The 16,031-nt window shown below is 49.4% G+C and carries 12 protein-coding genes and 2 pseudogenes; 1 reads left to right on the top strand and 13 read right to left on the bottom strand.

The genetic code is table 11. The annotated features are described in order from the left end of the window. The 13 genes and pseudogenes from AD930_RS17575 to AD930_RS00425 form a co-directional block, all read right to left on the bottom strand. Window positions 1-136 (bottom strand): annotated as a pseudogene (locus AD930_RS17575) (hypothetical protein); the annotation flags it as partial. Between the two features lie 480 nt (window positions 137-616). Further along, window positions 617-1,567: an oligopeptide/dipeptide ABC transporter ATP-binding protein gene (locus tag AD930_RS00370; RefSeq protein WP_061504708.1), complete on the bottom strand. Its 951-nt coding sequence runs from the start codon at window positions 1,565-1,567 to the stop codon at window positions 617-619. Next, window positions 1,567-2,547 (bottom strand): ABC transporter ATP-binding protein, encoded by a 981-nt coding sequence (locus AD930_RS00375; RefSeq protein WP_082781583.1) that lies wholly within the window; start codon window positions 2,545-2,547, stop codon window positions 1,567-1,569. The genes AD930_RS00370 and AD930_RS00375 overlap by 1 nt, the downstream gene beginning before the upstream one ends. Further along, complete coding sequence (locus tag AD930_RS00380; protein ID WP_061504709.1) at window positions 2,544-3,701, bottom strand: MalY/PatB family protein; 1,158 nt, start codon at window positions 3,699-3,701, stop codon at window positions 2,544-2,546. Before AD930_RS00380 ends, AD930_RS00375 begins: the two co-directional genes overlap by 4 nt. Before the next feature lie 31 nt (window positions 3,702-3,732). Next, entirely contained in the window at window positions 3,733-4,593 is an 861-nt protein-coding gene (locus AD930_RS00385) for a sulfurtransferase (RefSeq protein ID WP_061504710.1), read from the bottom strand. 25 nt (window positions 4,594-4,618) lie between these two features. Continuing rightward, a complete protein-coding gene (locus AD930_RS00390; RefSeq protein ID WP_244150437.1) occupies window positions 4,619-5,416 on the bottom strand; it encodes a GntR family transcriptional regulator in 798 nt (265 codons plus the stop codon). Further along, a complete protein-coding gene (locus AD930_RS00395; protein WP_061504711.1) occupies window positions 5,409-7,466 on the bottom strand; it encodes a formylglycine-generating enzyme family protein in 2,058 nt (685 codons plus the stop codon). Before AD930_RS00395 ends, AD930_RS00390 begins: the two co-directional genes overlap by 8 nt. Then, window positions 7,466-7,858 (bottom strand): VOC family protein, encoded by a 393-nt coding sequence (locus AD930_RS00400; RefSeq protein WP_061504712.1) that lies wholly within the window; start codon window positions 7,856-7,858, stop codon window positions 7,466-7,468. The genes AD930_RS00395 and AD930_RS00400 overlap by 1 nt, the downstream gene beginning before the upstream one ends. Continuing rightward, the gene (locus AD930_RS00405; RefSeq protein WP_061504713.1) at window positions 7,855-9,246 is read right to left on the bottom strand and encodes an ABC transporter substrate-binding protein; all 1,392 of its coding nucleotides are present in this window, start codon (window positions 9,244-9,246) and stop codon (window positions 7,855-7,857) included. Before AD930_RS00405 ends, AD930_RS00400 begins: the two co-directional genes overlap by 4 nt. Next, a complete protein-coding gene (locus tag AD930_RS00410) occupies window positions 9,243-9,962 on the bottom strand; it encodes an ABC transporter permease (RefSeq protein WP_244150438.1) in 720 nt (239 codons plus the stop codon). Before AD930_RS00410 ends, AD930_RS00405 begins: the two co-directional genes overlap by 4 nt. Before the next feature lie 128 nt (window positions 9,963-10,090). Next, entirely contained in the window at window positions 10,091-11,104 is a 1,014-nt protein-coding gene (locus tag AD930_RS00415) for an ABC transporter permease (protein WP_061504715.1), read from the bottom strand. Beyond that, entirely contained in the window at window positions 11,101-12,690 is a 1,590-nt protein-coding gene (locus AD930_RS00420; RefSeq protein WP_061504716.1) for an ABC transporter substrate-binding protein, read from the bottom strand. Before AD930_RS00420 ends, AD930_RS00415 begins: the two co-directional genes overlap by 4 nt. A 15-nt stretch (window positions 12,691-12,705) precedes the next feature. Then, a complete protein-coding gene (locus AD930_RS00425) occupies window positions 12,706-15,090 on the bottom strand; it encodes a TonB-dependent receptor plug domain-containing protein (protein WP_061504717.1) in 2,385 nt (794 codons plus the stop codon). Between the two features lie 172 nt (window positions 15,091-15,262). Between AD930_RS00425 and AD930_RS00430 the strand changes: the two are divergent. Beyond that, window positions 15,263-15,862, top strand: a pseudogene (locus AD930_RS00430) (transposase); the annotation flags it as partial. Between the last annotated feature and the right edge of the window lie 169 nt (window positions 15,863-16,031).

Raw genomic sequence — 16,031 nt, forward strand, 5'->3', positions numbered from 1 at the left:
CACAAAACCCGGGGCAATTCACAAGAGGCTCCCGCGCAATGGTCTGCCGGTCGAGCCAGGTGGCACCCTCTGCCGTCACCTGCCGCTCCAGAGTGACGTCCGAGCGCACGGCCAGCGCGACACGCGCCTTACCTTCGGCCACCCTCTCATGTTCGTTGATCCTTTGCTTAGAAAAATTATTCCCCTCGCACCCGACCGCATCTGTATTCTTGCTTTTCTGGAATAGAAAGATCTTTTACCCGATGAGGAATAATTGCAGTAAAATGGGTATGACTTGCTCCGGATGATGGTTGCCGATTTATCAACCGTACATCAGGAACGTAGCGACCATTTGGAAGCACATTTCAGGCCGCCACTACATGCGGCCATGGAGATGATAATGTCGTTGCCCGACATGCCAATAAACACATCCGGGACGCATTACGCTCAAGCCTATATTGCAGTCCTGAACATGATCGATGCGCAAAAATCCGCAATGAGTCTGCTCTGATCTCTTGTGCGCAGAGGGGGAACTGCCACATTTTCAAATTCTTTCGTAAATCGTGGTTACTTTCTCATGGAGAAAGCCTTTCATAATCAGAAAGAGTTCTTCTCGTTGCCAAAGAAAATCTATTGGTTATATGATCCAGCATGCAAGGTGATGATTAGGGGAAATTTCTATAGTGTCAGGTGCGCTCACTTTACAAATTTCTTTACGGCGTGTGCACTGATTATAAAAAATACAGCCCTGAGAATTGTTCTTAGTGTTTTCGTTAAGTCGAAGAGACGCAGGTTTAGCGTTTGTTGGCGCTACAGTCGATGAGGCAAGAAGAGCTTGGGTGTATGGGTGCAGAGGATGGTTAAATAGCTCGTTGCTGTGACCTGTTTCAACAATTCTTCCTTTATAAAGAACGGCAACACGGTCAGATATTTTTTGTACGATTTCTAAATCATGAGAGATAAAAAGATAGGCCATATTGAACTGATCTCGCAGGTCGAGCATCAGGTTTAGGATGTGAGCTTGCACGGAAACATCAAGCGCTGCAACAACTTCGTCAGCAACGATCAGTGTGGGATTAACTGCAATGGCACGTGCAATGCCGATACGTTGCTTTTGTCCGCCAGACAGTTCATGAGGCCTTCTGCTCGCAACAGTAGGGTCCAGCCCGGTTTGCTGAAGAAGGGAGACAACCCGATCGCGGCGTTCTGCACGATTCATGTGTTTGTGTTGGGCCGTTAAGGCTTCTTCTATGGATGCTCCCACAGACAGTGAGGGATTGAGAGCGTTATGAGGGTCTTGCAGAATAATCTGGATTTTTTTGCGATATGGCCGAAAAGATTTTTTGGATAAGTTGGTAATGTCTTTTTTTTCATAGAAAATTTGGCCACTGCTTGGCTGACTTAATCTGACAGCCAGACGACCAAGGGTCGATTTGCCGCTACCGGATTCTCCAATAACTCCAAGGATCTCCTTGTGGCGGAGTGTCAGGTTGATGTTGTGCAGGACTTGAACAGGCGCGCGGTTAAACAGAGCCAAGGGACGGTCACTATAACTTTTATTGATGTTCTGAAAGCGCAAAAGAGACATCAGGCTTGTCCTGTCAGAGGATAAATGCAGCGTACCTGTCCCCCACTTTCCTGCTCTGTCAGAGGAATGACATGCGTGGAGCAATTTGCCCGGGCAGATGGACATCGTGGAGAAAAATTGCAACCAGGAGGTAGTCCCTGCAGATCGGGCACTTGCCCGGCTATGGTTCCAAACCGCGTGCGGGGCGTCTGATTGTTGGGAATGCACGAAATAAGTGCATCAGTGTAAGGATGTGCCGGATGATTGAAAACTGTGCGGGTTGGTCCGTCTTCAACAATCTGGCCTGCGTACATAATGTATGTACGATGCGAATAACGTTGGGCGAGATGCAGGTCATGAGTAATAAAAAGAATACTCATACCATATTGTGTGCTGAGTGATATCAGCATAGTCATTATCTCTTTCTGAACTGTCATATCCAGCGCTGTTGTTGGCTCATCTGCTATGAGTAATGCTGGTTTGCATGCTATAGCCATGGCGATCATGACCCGCTGGCACATGCCCCCAGAAAGCTCATGGGCATAGGCCTGATAACATTGCCGTGGATTGTTAAGTTTAACATCTTCTAAAAGTTTCAATGTCTGTTGATAGGCTTCGGAAGACGACATGTTCCTGTGGCGTCGCAACACTTCGGATATCTGCTTGCCAACAGGTTTGATCGGGTTAAGTGAAGACATCGGATTTTGGAAAATCATGGCAATACGTGATCCGCGTATATTGCTCATGGATTTTTCAGTAAAAGAACTGATCTCCATGTTTTCTAAAATAATTGATCCTTCTACATTCATCCCTTGTGTCAGGCCCATTATGGTCAAAGAAGTCATGCTTTTTCCGCTACCGGACTCCCCGAGAAGGGAAACGACTTCTCCTTTGCCAACCTGCAATGACAGACTATCTATGATTTTTACGCTACTGTCCTGATTTTTTACATTCAGGTCAGAAACTTTTAAGACGGGATGGTGGTGTTCAATATAGGTCATGAACGGGCGTGTACACTGGAGACAAGGTGATCCAGTGCTTGCAAAAGCGTTGAACGAGAGCAACCAAAGTTCAAACGGACAAAATTTTTCGTCGCTGTTTCATGAAAGTCAGCACCGTTGCTGAGTGCGATGTTTGCTGTGCTAAGGAAATAGTCATATGGGAGAGAGGGGAGCCCAAGCCGCGAGCAGTCGAGCCAGGCTAAAAAGGTGGATTGTGGAGTATGCACGATTATTTCCGGTACGTCCTGACGGAGGCGACTGATAAGTAAATCGCGATTTTTCTGTAAATATGACTTAAGGTCAGTCAGCCATTCTTCTCCATGCGCATAGGCTGCTTCCGTAGCGATAAGACCAAAGATATTGACACTATCGACCATGCCCATACGGCTATTTTCAAAACGGACGCGCAGTTCTGGATTAGTAATGATTGCAAAAGCAGTTTTAAGTCCGGCAATGTTATAAGACTTACTGGCTGCCATAAGTGTAATGCATCGTTGACCTGTTTTTGGGGAAAGGCTGGCTATAGGCACATGCTTGCGGCCATCATACACAAGGCCACAGTGAATTTCGTCTGAGATGATAAGAGCATCTTCTCGTTGGCAGATATGGGCAATCCGCTCAAGTTCTGCTCTGGAATAAATCTTTCCGGTGGGGTTGTGTGGATTGCAAAGCAGCAAGGCTTTGCACCCACTCAACTGCGCACTCCATGTTGCGTCATCCATTGGCCATGACCCGTCTTCTCCGGGGGTAAGCCAGATATCGCGGCGTAGTAGGTTCCAGTATGTGGGGGAGCGGAGTATGGGGGGGTATGCTGGTGTTTGAATGGCAACGTGCTCGCCTGGTGCGAGAAAGGCTTTTAGTGCCATATTGAAACCGGGCTCTACGCCAGGAAGCATAACAATATCGGCTGGTGTGATGGTCCAGTCATACCGTGCCTTCATTGTTGCTACAATTGTCTGTCGCAAACTGTCCTGAGCAGCAGCATAGCCAAATATGGGATGAGTGAGGCGCTGGCGTAATGCGTCTGTAATGGCAGGAGCAACAGGAAAATCCATATCCGCGACCCATAGAGGCAAGACCTCTGCCGGGTAGCGTGTCCATTTGTTGCTGTCGGTGCCACGTCGGTTTAGTGGCGTATCAAAATCAAATTTCATATTCTATGTCTTTGCATGCATCGTGTTGAGATCAACCAGGCATATCGCCTATCGCAACGGGCCGCGAAGGGTCAGATATCCATGCGGACCAGGAGCCGGGATACATGGGAGCTGCAATGCCAAGCATCATGAGTGCCGCGACATTATGCGCAGCAGAAACACCGGCTCCGCAATAGACGCCGACTGGGCGGGTGCTATCTACCCCGAGTGAGGTATAGCGTGTGCGCAAAGTTTCCATGTCGAGAAAGTGCCCGTTATCTGACAGATTGTCGGAGGCGGGCAGATTGTAAGCTCCGGGGATATGGCCACGGCGCGGTAGGTTCGCAGGTGTGGTACCCCCTCTGTAATTGACCCTTATACGGGAGTCCAGTAATATGCCGTTCCGAGCAAGTTGTGCTGCCGTATCCGCATCCATGACGGGCATCTGACCGATCTGTATGTTTTCATGACTGGGCGTAGGAGCGATGGGCTGCGTATGGGCGATAGAAAAGCCCTGATCCGTCCATGCCTTGAAGCCACCATCAAGCATACGAACATTTGTAAATCCTGCCCAGCGTAGTACCCACCATGCACGGGCAGCCTGTAGATTGCCATCGTGGTCGTAAACAACAATGGGAGCGCTACGTGTAAGGCCAAGTCGCCTGACGGTCTGTTCCAGTTGGCTTGGATCAGGCAAGGGGCGCGAGCCATTCAGGGGGTGGCTTGGTGCGGCAAAGTCCTCTGCCATATTTGTGTCTATGGCACCGGGAATACGGGGGGCTGTTGCATATGGGCGTGGGCAGGACGTGTCGTCCGAGCGAACGGCGAGCACAGAAACAGGTTTATGCTCTACCAGCAGGGTATTGAGTGCTACTGCGGTGATGAGGACCGTATCACGGTGAGCGTCTGACATGAGCAATGTGCCTTATACAAGTAATTTAAAGTGAAACAGACATGTTGCCAGAATTCATAATGGCATGAATTAAACCGGCTCGGGTGCTTTCTGTATGCTTCAAGATGACTTCATGCGCGGCGGCGCTATTGTGCTTCCGTAGAATTTTTACAATTTGGTTATGCTCCTGGTTTGTTTCCATATTCAGGTCGGAAACATCTCGCAGACGGGCACCAATATAAAAAAAGCGCGCACTTTCTTCTAACAGAGCGGTAATGAGCGTAGCTAAACGTGGATTTCCTGATGCACGAGCAACAGCTATATGAAATTTCTTGTTTGCTTCTATAAAGTAATCAATGCTGGCTTCTTCCTGTTTTGTGTAGGATGCCTTGGCCAGCCTATCCAGTTCATTCAGTTGGTTATCGGTAATATGGATGGCAGCAAGAGATGCAGCCGTACTTTCGAGCGCAAGCCTGACCACAAAGAGGTCATTGATATCCTTGATTGTAACGGGCTTGATACGTGAACCTCGACGAGGAACAATATCGACAAACCCTTCCATGGCCAGCCGGGCCAGGGCTTCATGCACGGGTGTTTTGCTCATCCCGAGACGTTTAGCCAGATCATGCTCCGATACTTCACTTTCTGGTGGCAGCCTACAGGTAATGATTTCCTGCCTGATGTGAATATATGCCTGATCAGCAAGTGACATTTCTGCCTGAGTATCCGGTTTGAGCATAATCTGTTCCATAATATTATAAATTCTGACATCACCAGAGGTCAGATAACCTGTTTGATAAACCTGATGAACGTGTGACCCTTGTTTGCGCTCAATGTTACGCAACAGCTATCCTAAAGCCGTTTCCTCGCCAGAAACCGTTGGGTTCCAAGCTTCCTCTATAACTACAGTTGGCTTTTAGGCTTGGACTGGAAAAGCATCCTCCCCGCAAGACGCGACGGATAGTGGCTGGGGCATTCAGATCTTCGCGGCCGTCGTTGCAATAAGGATAGGTATAGTCAGGGTGTGCCATATCTTTCCCCCAGAGAGTACTGGTCCATTCCCATATCTGACCAGCCATATCTTCAACACCGAAAAGGGAGCGTCCGGCAGCAGATAAACCAACAGATGTTGGCTTGTTGAGCCCCAGTTCAGACGAGTTACACAGGTCCGAACGCCACTGTGGACCCCAAGGATAACAGACTTTTCCAGCATAATCTGGTTGGGGTCCTCGGGCGGCCCATTCCCATTCCGGCTCAGTGGGGAGACGAACGACTTCCGAAGCGGAAATACGCCCTTCTTTGCGCCAACGCTGTGTGAGCCAAGCACAGTAGGCTTGTGCATCATACCAGGTTACGTCCGCTGCAGGTATATTGGCCTGTGCTGGCAACAGGGTATTGAATGCAGGCCAAGTGTGGGCAGTTTGCTGCACAAAAAGCGCATACTGACTGTTTGTGACGGGAAAACGACCAATTTTGAACGCTTTGACATATACTGTGTGAACAGGGGACGAATTGACATGTGTGTCTGAGCCAAGGGTAGCATACCCTGCAGGAATGCAGATGAGATCATCGAAGTTCCTCTGATCACCCAGTGCTGCCAGCATGTGCGCTACCTCATTTTTCGTAGGGGTGGTGGATGCGTCATGTTGTAGGAAATTCAGGAGTGCTGATCTGCATAATTGTTGTATAGAGAGGTCATTCTGTAAATGTTGGAGCACAAGATTTGCGCCATAGCGCAGACCTGTGGCGGATGGGTCGTCCATACTCAATAAACCGCGAGTAAGGGGAACGATGGTTTGCTGTCTTTTTTGTAAAAGCGTTACTAAAAAGGGGATAGCCCGCCGCCACAGCGATAGATCAGAGCCAAGCGTTGCCAATCGAGCGTCATCTTCCATATCCAACAGAGCATATGCCGCGATGACAGGAAAGAGAGTCGTCTGAGCAAAGTCGGAGCGGAAAAAATTTTGTAAAGTTTGTGGTAACTGATCAAGTGCCTGACGATTGCCTTGCCAATATGCGGTAATTACTACCTGCAATTCCTTGCGGACCGACAATGGAGCGGCATTGTCTAACCAGATATCGGCGACGGCAAGTGAGGTCGCCTCACCATCCGCTAGCTTACCAACTGCGTTTGCTGCAACAACCAGATTAGGGCGGGCTTCTTGACCTTTTTGTACGGGAGTGTCTGCTGATAAAGCGCGTTGTTGTGCTGCATTGAGTTCCATGATGGAGAATTGCGCTAGCGTGAAAGGCACATGGAGCCCTTGGCAAAGAAATCTATTGGCTAAAATGACAAGACGTAATCCATCTTGTTCCAGATAAAGTTTCTCGAGCTCATTCAAAACCTCATCAGGGTTGAAAAAATTTTCCAGACCATCAACGATCAGGAGGCAATTATCGTGTTCAAGCAGGTGTTCAATGCGAGCATAAAATTGCTCCCAGTGATCCTGAGGGTGCACAGGCGCATAGACTGGCCAGGTCGGCGGTAGGTTCCAGCTTTCAACCTGGACAAGATTCTGGTCGTTACGAGGAATAGGACGGATGAAATTTTTGAGATTATACTCATTATGTCGGAGCTGTTCGCCTGCAAGGTTAAGGGCCAGATCAAGCGCAAAACTGGTTTTCCCACTCCCTCGTTCACCCCAAAAAAGAGAGAAACGGTTTTGTTGAACCATCTCCAAAGCAGAGAAATGTACCGCCGGCCGGGGAGCCTTGGGGGCTGCTATCCTGCGTAGTCCCTTGGCTTCGCTATCTTCCTTTGTGTAAGTGGTCAGAAGCGGGATATAACCATCAGCCCAATTGGCCTGTGCCGTGCCATTAGTATTCCATAGCAAGGGGCGCGTGCCGTAGTGCTGAAGAAGAGAGACCGCATGTTGGCGTAAAAACTGAAGCATTAAACGTCTTTCTTGAAAAGGGCCGCGACTTCGGGCTGATGGAAACGTTGTATTTCCAGAGCGTATCCCTTTGGGTCTTCAAAAAAGAAATGCTCACAAAACCGACCTTTCTGAATTGAGGAAAGGTTGGGTACATGCGCATTGTGTAATTTTTTGTGCCACTCTTCTACTGAATCAGTAAGAATGGTCAAAAGAACAGCGTTATGTGCCTGATGTTTGAGGTGACCTTTGTTACCATCCACAATGCCAAAATAACTTTCTTTTCCAATGCGGTAGATACGGGCAAGTCCTTGGTCCAAAACAAGGTCAAATCCCAACAAACCCTCATAAAATGGAACAACATCATGAATATTATCGTAATAAAAAAATGTTATAGACGATTCAAGTTTCATTTTTTGGAACCTTCTTTGAAATAAATCAAACCTTTATGGTTCATGGATAGCCCATCAATGTCATGCCGTGCGGCACAAATGCTGTTTGGGTGCGCAAGATACAGCCAGGGAGGGTCAGTTTGTAAGGAAGACAGGCAGTTTGCATAGTTCAAAGCCCGCTCGGATGAGCAGAGACATTCATTGGCACGGGTAATACTGCTTTCCAATGCACTATTGTCGTATCCCTGCCACCAGATTCCACGCGTCCTGCTACTTATTTTGTCGTTAAGAACACGGAAGGTGCTGTGGGGGGAGGAATCAAAAAGAGCAATATCCCCTATCTCTTTGCGACCTATCTGACGAGCATAGTCAGGTCGGTCTTCTACAACATCCAGATTCACATGCAGGCCAATGGCTTCCAGAGAATTTTTTATAAATAGACTTATTTGCAAAGCATGTTCAGGCATAAATGTTGGTGTGCGTAATGTTACCGAAAAATCCTGACCAAGCTCCGCAAAGAAGGCCCGTGCTTTTTCCGGGTCGTAAGGAATATGCGTCTGATTGAAGCCAAAATGGAAAGGGCTGACAATTGTGCAGGCAGGAATTGCTTGCCCATTATACACTTGGTCGCAGAGTGCTTGTCTATTGACTGCCATATTAATGGCTAGTCTTGCCTCGGGATGTGAAAAAATACCTTTGTTACAATTCAAGTATGCCATGACGGAGAGACAACTGGTTGCCGACAGCCATTTGAAGGAGGGATCTTGCTCTGGGAGGGGAGAGAGCGCATCCAATTGGCAGGCAATATCCACCTGACTAGTGCGGAGCAGGTTTAGTCTGTCTTCCGGGTGTTTATGTGCAGCAAAGTGAAGGGTTTTGGTAGGCTGTGCGCAGGAGGAGAGTGAGGCCTGCACACCAGGTATAAATGTCAGAACATGGAAGGGGCCTGTGCCAATGGTGGCGTGGCCTGACTGATCCAGTTTTGAAAGGTAAAACTCGCTAAAAATTTCTGGCAGGTCGCCCATGGGACGTGATGTCTCCACGCGCAGGCAAGTGGAAGATGGTGCGGTAAAAGTGACCTGATTAAAATAGCGTGCATAAGACCACTTCATGCCAAAGGTATCCACCGATTGGCAGATCTCGGTCAAAAAAACAACAATATCAGAAGCAGTGCAAGGAGACCCATCGTGGAACAGTGCATTGCTGCGTATATGAAAATTCCAGATCAGACCATTGGATTCCGTCTCCCATTTTTTGAAAAGCCCCGGTGTGATATGACCATCTGTCCATGTGCACAGAGGTTCAAACACCAGAGATTTAAGGGTCAGAATACTACGATCATCCGTTACACGATGAGGTGGGAAAAAGTCGACTTTTTCCTGTGCGATACGCAGGACAGTGCTTTTCATGCTCGATTAGCCTCGCTTGTAATCCGCTGGCTCGGGCTAAAGTATGCGCCCGTTGCATCAGCCAGAAGATTAAATGCCAGCACGGTCAACACAATAGCGATGCCAGTGCTAAAAACAGTCCATGGCGCCACACGCACATAATCAAGGTTCATGGCAATATCGGCCCCCCATTCTGCCGTGGGTGGTTGTGCCCCTAACCCTAAAAATCCAAGACTGGCCACTTGCAAAATTGCCGTTCCAACAGAGAGTGGCGCAAGGGTAAGCAATGGAACAAGCCCGTTGCGCAGAATATGCCTGAGCATGATGGTATGGTCAGGCACGCCAAGTGCGCGGGCTGCATCAACATAGAGCATGTCCGAGAGACGTCTGGCCTGGTTGCGTGAAAGCCGGGCGAACTGGGGGGTCAAAGTAACGGAAATAGCGAGTGTGGCACTCGTCAGCCCCGCACCCATGGCCGCGGAAAGGGCGATTGCCAACACAAGGGCAGGAAAGCTGAGGATCGCATCGATAACGCGCATGGCGATACTGTCTATCCAGCCGCCCTTAAAGCCTGAGACAGAGCCGATTACGACCCCAAAGATAAAAGCTAAGGAAACAACGCTAGCCCCGATGAACAGCGTATGCCGCCCACCGTAAAGGATACGTGATAGCAGGTCGCGTCCAAATAAATCTGTGCCGAGTGGATGCGTCCAGGAGGGTGGTTGTAGAAGTGCCAATAAGTCGATCTGGTCGGGAGAGTACGCCCCGACTAGAGAAGGGCAGCTAATAAGAAGGATTATGCCTCCTAAAAGCACTATACCAATGCGACCACTGGCATGGCGTAGCAAATGTCCATAAAACGCACTCATGAGGACCGTCCATTGCGCAAGCGGGGGTCGATCAAGGCCGTGATCACATCTGTGCCAAATGAGACGATCATAAAAATAATGGCAAAAACCAGCGTTGTGCTCTGAATGGCTGAGTAATCCCGGGTGCGGATGGCTTCAAACATGTAACGTCCTACACCCGGCCATGAAAAAACCGTTTCAGTCAGGATGGCACCTCCGAGCATGTCACCAAACTGGACACCGAGCACCATGATCGCCGGTCCAACAGCATTGGGGAACGCCTGTGAGAGCAGGATTTGAGTCTGACGTAATCCTTTGGCACGAGCGGTTAGAATATAATCGGCAGAAAGGGCTTCAAGCATGGTGTTGCGTAGGAAACGCGCCAACGTGGCGGCAATAAATGTCCCCAGCACAAGGGCGGGGAGAACAATATGGGAGCCGAGGTCCGCCAACATGCTGACGTTTCCATGGAATAGAGCGCCAGATAGGGCAAACCCGGATGTGAGCGCTTGCGGTGCAAAGGCACTGCTACGTCCTGCTACGGGCAACCAGTCCAACCAACTGCAAAAGACAATTTGCAGTCCAAAAGCCAGAAGAAACGCAGGAACGGACACACCACAGAGCGTATAAAGCTGTAAGATACGATCTATAATTCCTCCTGGTTTTCTGGCGGAAAGAATGCCAAGCGGTAGGCCTATGAGAAGAGAGAACAATAAGGCTACAACAGCAAGTTCTGCTGTTGCTGGCAGGTAGAGCCTAAGAGAGTCAGCAACCGGGCGGCCAGTTCTTAAGGATGTGCCCAAGTCTCCATGTAACAGTTGCAACATGTAAGTGCTGAACTGCAAATACAGGGGGGTATCCAGATGCAGATCATGGCGCAGGGTCATAATTTGCAGGTTAGTGGCATCTGGTCCCAGCAGCATGACAGCAGGATCTCCAGGGATCAGGTGTGTTAGGCTGAAGACTGCCAACAAGACCAGAGCCAGCACAGGAATAGCTTCCATCACCCTGCGTAGGAAAAAATAGATCATCGTAGGGGCTCCCTTTTGGAGACGCCCCAATATTCATTCAAGGGAGGTGTGCTTCGAACGGCAAGCCCTTCGACTTCCTTGCGCTGAAAAATAATGATTTTGCTTGTAAAGAGATACGCAGCAGGTGCCTGTTGAAGGATTAGGTCCTGAATGGCTGCATAAAGACTTTTACGCACATCTTCCCGTGGTTCGCTCTGGGCGTTACGAATGAGAGCATCCAGCCTGTTGTTGGGAGGCATGCGGAATGTCATGGCTGTATTGGCGAGGGTAGAAAGGTAGCCAATTGTAATATGCGCATCCGGGTCATTGTACCATGGTTCGCGGCCATCCAGCGCCAGATCGAATTGTCCTGCAACATGTCGTGCACGTAAGCTGGGAAACTCCATCTGCTCAATGGTGACATCAATCCCGATGACAGCAAGGTTGGCTTGGATAAACGTTGCCACGGCAGCCCAGAAAGACCCTTCAAACGTTATCAGAGATAAGGTCCGTTTATGTGCAGCCCACTGTGCTTCGTTCAGAAGTATGCGTGCATAAGCCGGATCATAATTGGGAGAGAGTGCTTGAACCGTGGGGCTGAAGGCCCAGTTTACGGTAGGGAGTGGACCATAGGCGCGCTCTACCGTTCCTGCGAGTATATGGTTGGCCAGCCCATTATAATCTATTGCGTGTGTAATGGCCCTGCGTACCCGAATATCGGATATAGGCCCCTCTGAACGCATATTGTTAAATTCCAGTTGACGTAAAATCTGACTGGTTTTTTCAACAATTTTTATATCGGGGTTGTGAGAAAAGGACTGTATGTCCGACATGGAAAGCGCAGAAAGCTGCGCATTCTGCTGGCAGATATCAATTTCGCCACGTTCGAGCTCCATATGGCGTGTAGAGGCATCTGTAATAATGCGATAGACAAGTGTGTCTAATGCAGACCGACCACGAAAGTAGTCGGTATTGCAGGAGAGAATTAGACCAACTTCAGGCGTGTATTGCACAAAACGGAAAGCCCCGCTCCCAACAGGGGATTGCGAAAAATCTTCCCCGTGTGACAATACGGCTTTCGGACTGACAATAGCTGCCTGAGGTTGCCCAAGTAGGGACAGAAAAAATGGAACAGGAGAAGAGAGGTGAAAATCGACCGTTATAGGGTCAACCACCTCGATCCGTAGAACTTTGGCAAAGCTTGCTTGTGCAAAAGGGTTTAATCTACGAGTGCGCTCAATAGAAAACTGAACAGCCTGCGCGTCGACTGGCGTGCCGTCATGAAAAAGCACACCTTCAACCAGTGTAAATCTGTAATGCAGACCATCAGGGCTGACGTTCCATTTTTGGGCTAATCGGCCTTCAACATTCGGAGTATTGTCCGCCACAGATACGACGAGTGTATCAAAAATATTGATAATAATTTCGCTGCCAACAGGTTCAGCACGGTTCATTGCGGGGTCAATGCCTATTGGGTCCGAGCCAATGGCAATAACCAATGTTCTGCTACGGTCTATCTGCTTTGCAGTCGCTTCCGTTGGGAGCAATGCTGCAAAGCCGGAGGATAGGCCGCTCAGAATAACCGATCGTCTTCTGGTTGTCAGCAAAATCAGGAATCCAGGTTAGAAGCGGTATGCAACATTGGCATAGTAAAAGCCGCCATTGATACCAATTTGTTGCGAATATCTGTCGTATTTAACCTGCCCATAATAGGATGCGGCGTAGGGTACCTTGTTGGGGTAAGTATTGAACAGGTTGTTCGCACCCACTGTTACCGTCAATCGGTCCGTCGCGCGGTAAGAGACCGCAATGTTTGTTAAAAACCGTGCATGCTGATTATAAGGTTGAAAAATGCTGCTGGAGTAAGCATTTGTGCCCTGTTGAATTGTCATCTGGTCAAAAATATGACCGTAGCGCATTTCATGAACATCAACATTCCAGCGTTTCACAGTCCATGTTCCGCCAAAAATTAGAATGTTTTTGGGAGATGCTGTGGTCAGGTAAGCAATCTGCTGAGCATTGAGCAGGCTTTTGCCTAAGGCATTTGTGCCAATGCTTTTGATGTTTGTCTCGTTCAGGTTCAGAGCTGCATCCAGCACCAGATCCCCGTTTTCTTGCAGGTTGATTTTGTATTTACCCGTTATATCTACACCACGGGTGCGTGTGCTTGCCCCATTTGTAAGATAAGAGGCGGACACACCCGAGAGCTGAACATTGGAAGGCAAGGTACGCCCATTGGCCTCGTAGGCTGCAATGGCCTGTGCACCACTATATGTGCCTCCGTCCAGAATACGATCACGAATGTCGATCTGGTAGGCATCCACAGCGATCTCCAAATTATGGCGAGGGTGCAGCACAAAACCAGCCGTGTAGTTTATTGAACGCTCTGGCTTCAAAGGTGTTGCGCCCAACAGGCGAGCTCCAGGTGAGTTGGGTGGCAACTGGCCGGTCGCACCGGTCGTGGTGACTGTTGCTGAGGTATGATATTCCTCAGCCAAAGAGGGGGCGCGAATGGAGTTGTTTATTGTGCCACGGATACCAAACCACTTTGTGAAATCATACCGTGTGGAAATTTTTCCCGTCTCGGTATTTCCAAAGTCCGTGTAATGTTCAAACCGACCTGCGAGATCAATCTGCCATTTGGGCAATAGTCTGGTCGAAACATCGCCGTATACACCGTAAACAACTCGGGAATGTGTGCCAGCACTTTCTGGCTGGACACCAACTACCGCCTGGGAACCGCCATAAGCATAGGATTGGTAACTACCGCTTCCAATTGAGTAAGTTTCGTATCTATGCTCCGCCCCCAAGGCAACGTTGATAGGAAACTTCCAGAATGAAGGCTTGAACGCTCTTTTGATATCGAAGTTGTTGGTTAACTGTTGGGACGCAGAGTCCGAGAGATGGAAGTTGGTATTGGTTGCCCCGGTCAAAGCATAAATATTGATATTGGCAGAGTTGGTCATATCAATATTGGTACGGTCACCCCCGTATGTGCTGCTCAGGTCCCAGTCCCATCCGATCAGGTCATGCCCCCGTAGGCCAAGGCTGGCTGCATAGTCATTTTCGGTTATGCCGAGTGTGGGGGAAAAACCATTGGGATAAAGGCTGGGGAGTGTGCTGGGTAGCCGGTAGATCTGGTAGGTGCTGGCCGTGCGGTGCGCATAGGTGAGGGTGCCATATCCTTCTATCCCGTCTGTAATCTGGTAAGCGGCATTGATCGCAGCAGAAATGCGGTCTGTTGAAGGATCACCAATCCAGCGGCTGTTGGTTGTTCCTGTACGCACATCTGGTGCGGTTCTGTTCGTGCGATCACGGTGTAGGTAACTCAGCCCGGCATGGAGCCAACCTCGACTGCCCAGCTTAAAACCGTGGTCAATGTTGAAGCTGTTGGTAAAACCATCCCCCGCAGCATAAGCCCCCGCTTCATTGGAAACAGTGCCACCATGGTCACTGGTTTTGAGAATGATATTGACCACTCCAGCCACTGCATCTGACCCATATTGGGCTGAGGCGCCATCTCGCAGGACTTCGATATGATCAATCATTGAGAGTGGAATCAGGTCAATATCAACCGGGGTGGCACCGCGAAAAGGGCCTGCATCGGTTTGTATATTGGTTGTTGTGTGGCGGCGTTTGCCATTTACCAAAATAAGGGTTTGGTTGGGGCTAAGACCACGCAGGTTGATTGAATCGGTCAATGCGCCAACGGTGGTGCCTTGTGTCTGTCTGTTGACTGAGGGCAAGATCTGCATCAGTGCGTCACGCAGGTTGGTTTGCCCGGTTTGCAGTAACTCCTTGCTCGAAATAATATCGATGGGATTGAGGCTTTCGCGCGCTTTTTTTCCCGTTTCTCGTGTGCCTGTAACGATTACATTTTCTCTGTCGTGTGAGTCATAGTCTTGTTTCGTTGTGACATTGACCTGTTCAGCATGCCCCCCTGTTGTCATGGACAAAGTCAGAACGGTGAATGTGCCAAAGATAGTGCGCGTCTTGATGAGGGTCATGGAGGGTTACATTCATGCCGATGTGTAAGATACCACCTGATATATCAGTGCAAAAATGATTCTACCACATAAAAACGATTTAATTTGGAGATGGAGGGTTCGAAAAACCCCTTGGCTCTGAGTTGTTCTGTGTGATTCCATTTTTTTTGGCGTTGATTGGGGATGGTGGAAGATGAAGCAATCTGGTTTCTTTGATGTTGAAGAGCGTCTTGCTCGGCTGAGCGGGCTTGGCGATCAACTGGAGGCCTTTTCCCGGACTGTGGATTTTGAGGTGTTCCGCCCTGATCTGGAGCTGGCTCTGGCCTATTCAGACGGAAGTAAAGGCGGACGTCCGCCGTTTGATCCGGTGCTGATGTTCAAAATCCTGATCATCCAGACGTTGAACAATTTGTCTGATGAACGGACAGAGTATCTGATCAACGACCGCCTGTCGTTCATGCGCTTTCTGGGATTGGGGCTGTCGGACCGCGTGCCGGATGCCAAAACGGTCTGGCTGTTTCGTGAGCGTTTGACACAGGCGGGTGCCATTGAAAGGCTGTTTGACCGATTTGACGCGACCCTGCGGAACGCCGGTTATCTCCCGATGTCCGGCCAGATCCTGGATGCAACACTGGTGGCTGCTCCAAAGCAGCGCAATACGAACGCTGAGAAAGCGGATCTCCGGGCAAGACGTATTCCAGAAGACTGGCAGGACAAGCCCGCAAAGATGTCGCACAAGGATCGTCATGCACGATGGACACTTAAGTTCACGAAGGCGAAGCGGCAGGGGGACTATCCTGAATTTTGTGCGGTGTGGTGATAAATTGCTCGAAGAGGAGCCCCCGCATGAGCATTGATAAAGACCTCCTGGACCGCCTGATGGAAGGACGTTCACCCGGCGACCTGTTTGGCAAGAACGGCATACTCTCGGAATTGACGAAGGTGGACGTGTCCCGGTTTAG

This window comes from Acetobacter malorum (assembly GCF_001580615.1).
Taxonomy (GTDB): Bacteria; Pseudomonadota; Alphaproteobacteria; order Acetobacterales; family Acetobacteraceae; genus Acetobacter; species Acetobacter malorum.

Coding starts and splice junctions, on each gene's coding strand:
- AD930_RS00370 (WP_061504708.1), bottom strand. CDS start 1,567: ATGTCTCTTTTGCGCTTTCAGAACATCAATAAAAGTTATAGTGACCGT.
- AD930_RS00375 (WP_082781583.1), bottom strand. CDS start 2,547: ATGACCTATATTGAACACCACCATCCCGTCTTAAAAGTTTCTGACCTG.
- AD930_RS00380 (WP_061504709.1), bottom strand. CDS start 3,701: ATGAAATTTGATTTTGATACGCCACTAAACCGACGTGGCACCGACAGC.
- AD930_RS00385 (WP_061504710.1), bottom strand. CDS start 4,593: ATGTCAGACGCTCACCGTGATACGGTCCTCATCACCGCAGTAGCACTC.
- AD930_RS00395 (WP_061504711.1), bottom strand. CDS start 7,466: ATGCTTCAGTTTTTACGCCAACATGCGGTCTCTCTTCTTCAGCACTAC.
- AD930_RS00400 (WP_061504712.1), bottom strand. CDS start 7,858: ATGAAACTTGAATCGTCTATAACATTTTTTTATTACGATAATATTCAT.
- AD930_RS00405 (WP_061504713.1), bottom strand. CDS start 9,246: ATGAAAAGCACTGTCCTGCGTATCGCACAGGAAAAAGTCGACTTTTTC.
- AD930_RS00415 (WP_061504715.1), bottom strand. CDS start 11,104: ATGATCTATTTTTTCCTACGCAGGGTGATGGAAGCTATTCCTGTGCTG.
- AD930_RS00425 (WP_061504717.1), bottom strand. CDS start 15,090: ATGACCCTCATCAAGACGCGCACTATCTTTGGCACATTCACCGTTCTG.